3 protein-coding genes are annotated in these 3975 nt (G+C 50.9%); 2 read left to right on the forward strand and 1 reads right to left on the reverse strand.

Annotated features, from left to right (window positions below):
* Nucleotides 1-120 precede the first annotated feature (120 nt).
* Complete coding sequence (gene gyrB / locus ACUVQO_RS22635; RefSeq protein ID WP_445928081.1) at nucleotides 121-2052, reverse strand: DNA topoisomerase (ATP-hydrolyzing) subunit B; 1932 nt, start codon at nucleotides 2050-2052, stop codon at nucleotides 121-123.
* Nucleotides 2053-2259: 207 nt separating this feature from the next.
* On the opposite strand from gyrB, the gene miaA reads away from it, so the two are divergent.
* On the forward strand, nucleotides 2260-3327 hold the full coding sequence (gene miaA / locus ACUVQO_RS22640) for a tRNA (adenosine(37)-N6)-dimethylallyltransferase MiaA (protein WP_445928082.1): 1068 nt from the start codon (nucleotides 2260-2262) through the stop codon (nucleotides 3325-3327).
* Between the two features lie 54 nt (nucleotides 3328-3381).
* Nucleotides 3382-3888: a MarR family winged helix-turn-helix transcriptional regulator gene (locus ACUVQO_RS22645; protein WP_445928083.1), complete on the forward strand. Its 507-nt coding sequence runs from the start codon at nucleotides 3382-3384 to the stop codon at nucleotides 3886-3888.
* The last annotated feature ends 87 nt before the right edge of the window (nucleotides 3889-3975 follow it).

Below are 3975 nucleotides of genomic sequence, written 5' to 3' on the forward strand. Positions count from 1 at the left end.
ACATCCTCTAAGCAAATAAGCGTCCAGAGGAAGAGCGTGTTCAGTATGAAGCTTGGCTGAAATGGGGTGAATTGATCGGCAATTGAGAGCACGAGAATTGCGGTAGCCTACGCTGTATTGTTAAATGTCCAGATCCTCTAGATTCAACTTTGGCCCATAGGTTTCGATGAACTCCCGTCGAGGAGCCACCCGATCGCCCATCAGCACGGTAAACACGCGATCGGCTTCGGCAGCATCTTCAATTTCCACTCGTTTCAGGGTGCGGCTCTCCGGGTTCATCGTGGTATCCCACAATTGTTCCGGCATCATTTCTCCCAACCCTTTGAACCGTTGAATTTCATACTTGGTATTTTCGGGGAAAGTGGCAATCAGTTGATCCCGCTCACGATCGCTGTAGCAGTAGTAGTGATTGCGGCCCCGCTCAATTTTATAGAGAGGCGGGCAGGCAATGTAGACATAACCCTGATCCACCATATCCCGTTGATAGCGGTAGAAGAAGGTGAGCAGCAGGGTACGAATGTGAGCGCCGTCTACATCTGCGTCAGTCATGATTACAACCCGGTGGTAACGCAGTTGAGAGGCATTAAACTCTTCCCCTTTAATGCCTAGACCCAGTGCCGTGATTAATGCTTGAATCTCAGCATTTTTGTAGATCTTGGCATCATCGGTCTTTTCAATGTTGAGGATCTTACCTCGCAGCGGCAGGATCGCCTGGAACCGTCGATCTCGTCCCTGCTTGGCACTCCCCCCCGCAGAGTCCCCTTCCACAATGAAGATTTCTGATTCAGCGGGGTCGCGGCTGCTGCAATCCGCCAGTTTCCCTGGCAAGGTCGAGGACTCTAATACCGATTTACGGCGTACCAGCTCTCGTGCTTTACGGGCAGCTTCTGCAGCTCTAAAAGCTTCCACCGCCTTTTCGATGATGGCATCTGCCACCCCAGGACGAAATTCCAGATATTCCGTCAGGACTTCGCCCACCAGGGAATCGACAATGCCGCGCACTTCTGTATTCCCCAGTTTGGTTTTGGTTTGGCCTTCAAATTCTGGCTCCGGCACCTTGACTGAAATTACGCCCGTCAACCCTTCCCGGATATTCTCCCCAGCCAGGTTTGGATCATTGTCCTTGAGCTTGTTCCGTTTACGGGCCAGTGCATTCATCGTCCGGGTGAGGACCGTTTTTAGTCCTTCTAAATGAGTGCCACCGTCGATCGTGCGGATATTGTTGGCAAATCCCAGCAGATTATCTGTGTAGGCATCGGCACACCATTGCAACGCCACTTCTACTTGCACATTGTTCCGCTCCCCTTGCACATAAATCACTTCCTCGTGCAGGGGTTGTTTCTCGCGGTTCATATAGCCAATGTATTCCCGAATTCCTCCTTCATAGAAGTAGGTTTCGACATGGGGATTACCGTCTGCTGGACGATTGTCTGTAAAGGTAATTCGCACGCCACCGTTGAGAAAGGCCAGTTCTCGCAAACGGCCTGCCAGGGTGGCGTAATCAAAGACAATGCCTGTAGTGAAGATGCTGATGTCGGGCAGGAATGTGACTGAAGTTCCTGTGCGATCGCCTGCTCCGGGCTTAACGACCATATCCCCCTTTGGAATCCCCCGTTCAAACCGTTGGGTATGAATCTTGCCTTCGCGCCAGACCGTCACCTCCACCCATTCAGAGAGAGCATTGACGACGGAAATTCCAACTCCGTGCAGACCACCAGAAACCTTGTAGCCGCCCCCTTCACCAAACTTCCCTCCGGCTCCTAGCTTGGTGAGTACCGTTTCCAGGGCAGATTTTCCGGTTCGGGGATGAATATCGGTGGGAATGCCACGTCCATCATCGACCACCGTGACAGAGCCGTTCTGATTAATGGTGACGCTGATATTTTTGCAGTAGCCCGCCAGAGCTTCGTCAACAGAGTTGTCAACAACCTCGTACACTAGATGGTGGAGTCCTCTAGATCCGGTGCTACCAATGTACATTCCTGGGCGTTTGCGAACATGCTCAATCCCTTCCAGGACTTGAATCTGCTCAGCACCGTAATAGTTTGTCATGCGGTTCAGTGCTCCAACCAAAATAAACGCTCTAAAATTTGATCCCAGCTTAAAATACGAAAATCCACCCAAAATTGTAACACAAAAGGCTTACAAGCGTTTTTAGATACCTTTCCCGCCCTATTTTAGGTAGGGGTTCACCAGTGACTCATGTTCATGTCTTCTGCCAGTCCTAGTCTAGCAAAAAACAGTACATGTATACCATGTTTGATCGTCTTGTGTGGCCCCACGGCGACAGGAAAGTCTGGCTTAGCGATCGCGCTTGCAAAACGCTTGCATTGTGTCATTCTCAGTGCTGATTCGCGCCAAGTGTATCGAGAGTTTAACATTGGCACCGCCAAACCCTCGATCGCCGATCAGCAAGCTGTGCCCCACTACTTGATCGACATTTGCGACCCCACAGAAACTCTGACGTTGGCGGAGTATCAACAAGAGGCTCAGGAGATAATTGCCACAATCCACGGAGGCAAGGTAGAAGGTGAGCCGTCATTGGTCATTGGTCATTCGTCCTTAGCAAAAGACAAAGGACAAAGGATAAAGGACGAGGATTTGTCCGAAATCCAAAATCGAAAATCCAAAATCCGAAATTCCTTGCCCACCCCTCTCCCCTCCCTTCTCCCCAGTCCCTTGCTAGTTGGTGGAACTGGCCTTTATATTCGCTCCATCACGCGAGGATTGAAAATTCCCAGGGTGCCGCCCCAGCCAGAGTTGCGATCGCAACTGGAAGCCTTGGGCCAACCGCAGTGTTATGCGCTGCTGCAACAGGTCGATGCGGTATCAGCGGCGAAAATTCATCCCCATGATCAGGTGCGAACGGTGCGATCGCTGGAAGTCTTTTACACTACAGGGCATCCCATGTCGGAGCAGCAGGGAGAGCATCCTCCGTCCTATTCGATTCTGCAAATTGGGCTGGATTGCCGGGATACGGAGAAACTGCGACAGCGAATTGCCCATCGCACCCAACAAATGATTACCGATGGTTTTGTGGCCGAAGTGGATTATCTTTGCCAGAAGTATAGTGCTGATCTGCCGTTGCTGAATACGTTGGGCTATGCCGAATTCAAACAGCATCGCGCAGGGCAACTTTCTCTGGCTGAGGCAAAGGAGTTAACGATTTTGCATACCCGTCAGTTTGCCAAGCGACAGCGTACCTGGTTTCAGGCCGATCCAACGATTGAGTGGTTTGATGCGGATGCCCCTGACCTGTGCGAGCAAGTATGTCTACGGGTAGAAAAATTCCTGGATAGCCTGCTAACCCCTGCGAACAAACACTAAAATGTTTGTATTAGAACTATTTGAATGGCAAACTCCAGCTTCATGAAACCAGATATGGACACTGCAGCGCCCCCCCAACCATCTGCAGACCCTACAGTGACTCAGCAGGCTGCTCAAGAACCCGCTCTCGCATTAATGCGGGATTTGGTACGCACCTATCAAGCCTTTTATGCCTCCGATGAGGAACAGATCCGGCAATGGGGGCTGACCGTACCGCAATTTGATGTGATCTGCACACTGGGAAACACATCCGGGCTAATGATGGGTCAGATTGCTGAAAAGACTTTAGTGACCAAGGGGACGTTAACGGGCATTATCGATCGCCTGGAAAGCAAAGGACTGGTTCGCCGAGAAGTGCCACCACAAAATCGCCGTTGCTTCATTGTGGTACTTACCCCAAAAGGGCAGCAAATGTTTGAGGAAATTTTCCCCGCTCACGTTACTTATCTGAGGCAGCGGTTGAGTGTACTTAGCAGCGAGGAAATGCAACAAATTCAAGCTGCCTTACAACGCCTAAGAGGATGTTTTAAAAGCCAGTCTCTTTTTCACCCTAGCGACTGAAGTCGCGGCTATCCGGAGAAACCCTGCCGACACAGGTTACTGAAAACCTGGATGGTATTGAGTCTGCGTCGGCAGACCTAGTGAGTG

It is taken from the genome of Leptodesmis sp. (genome assembly GCF_052746595.1).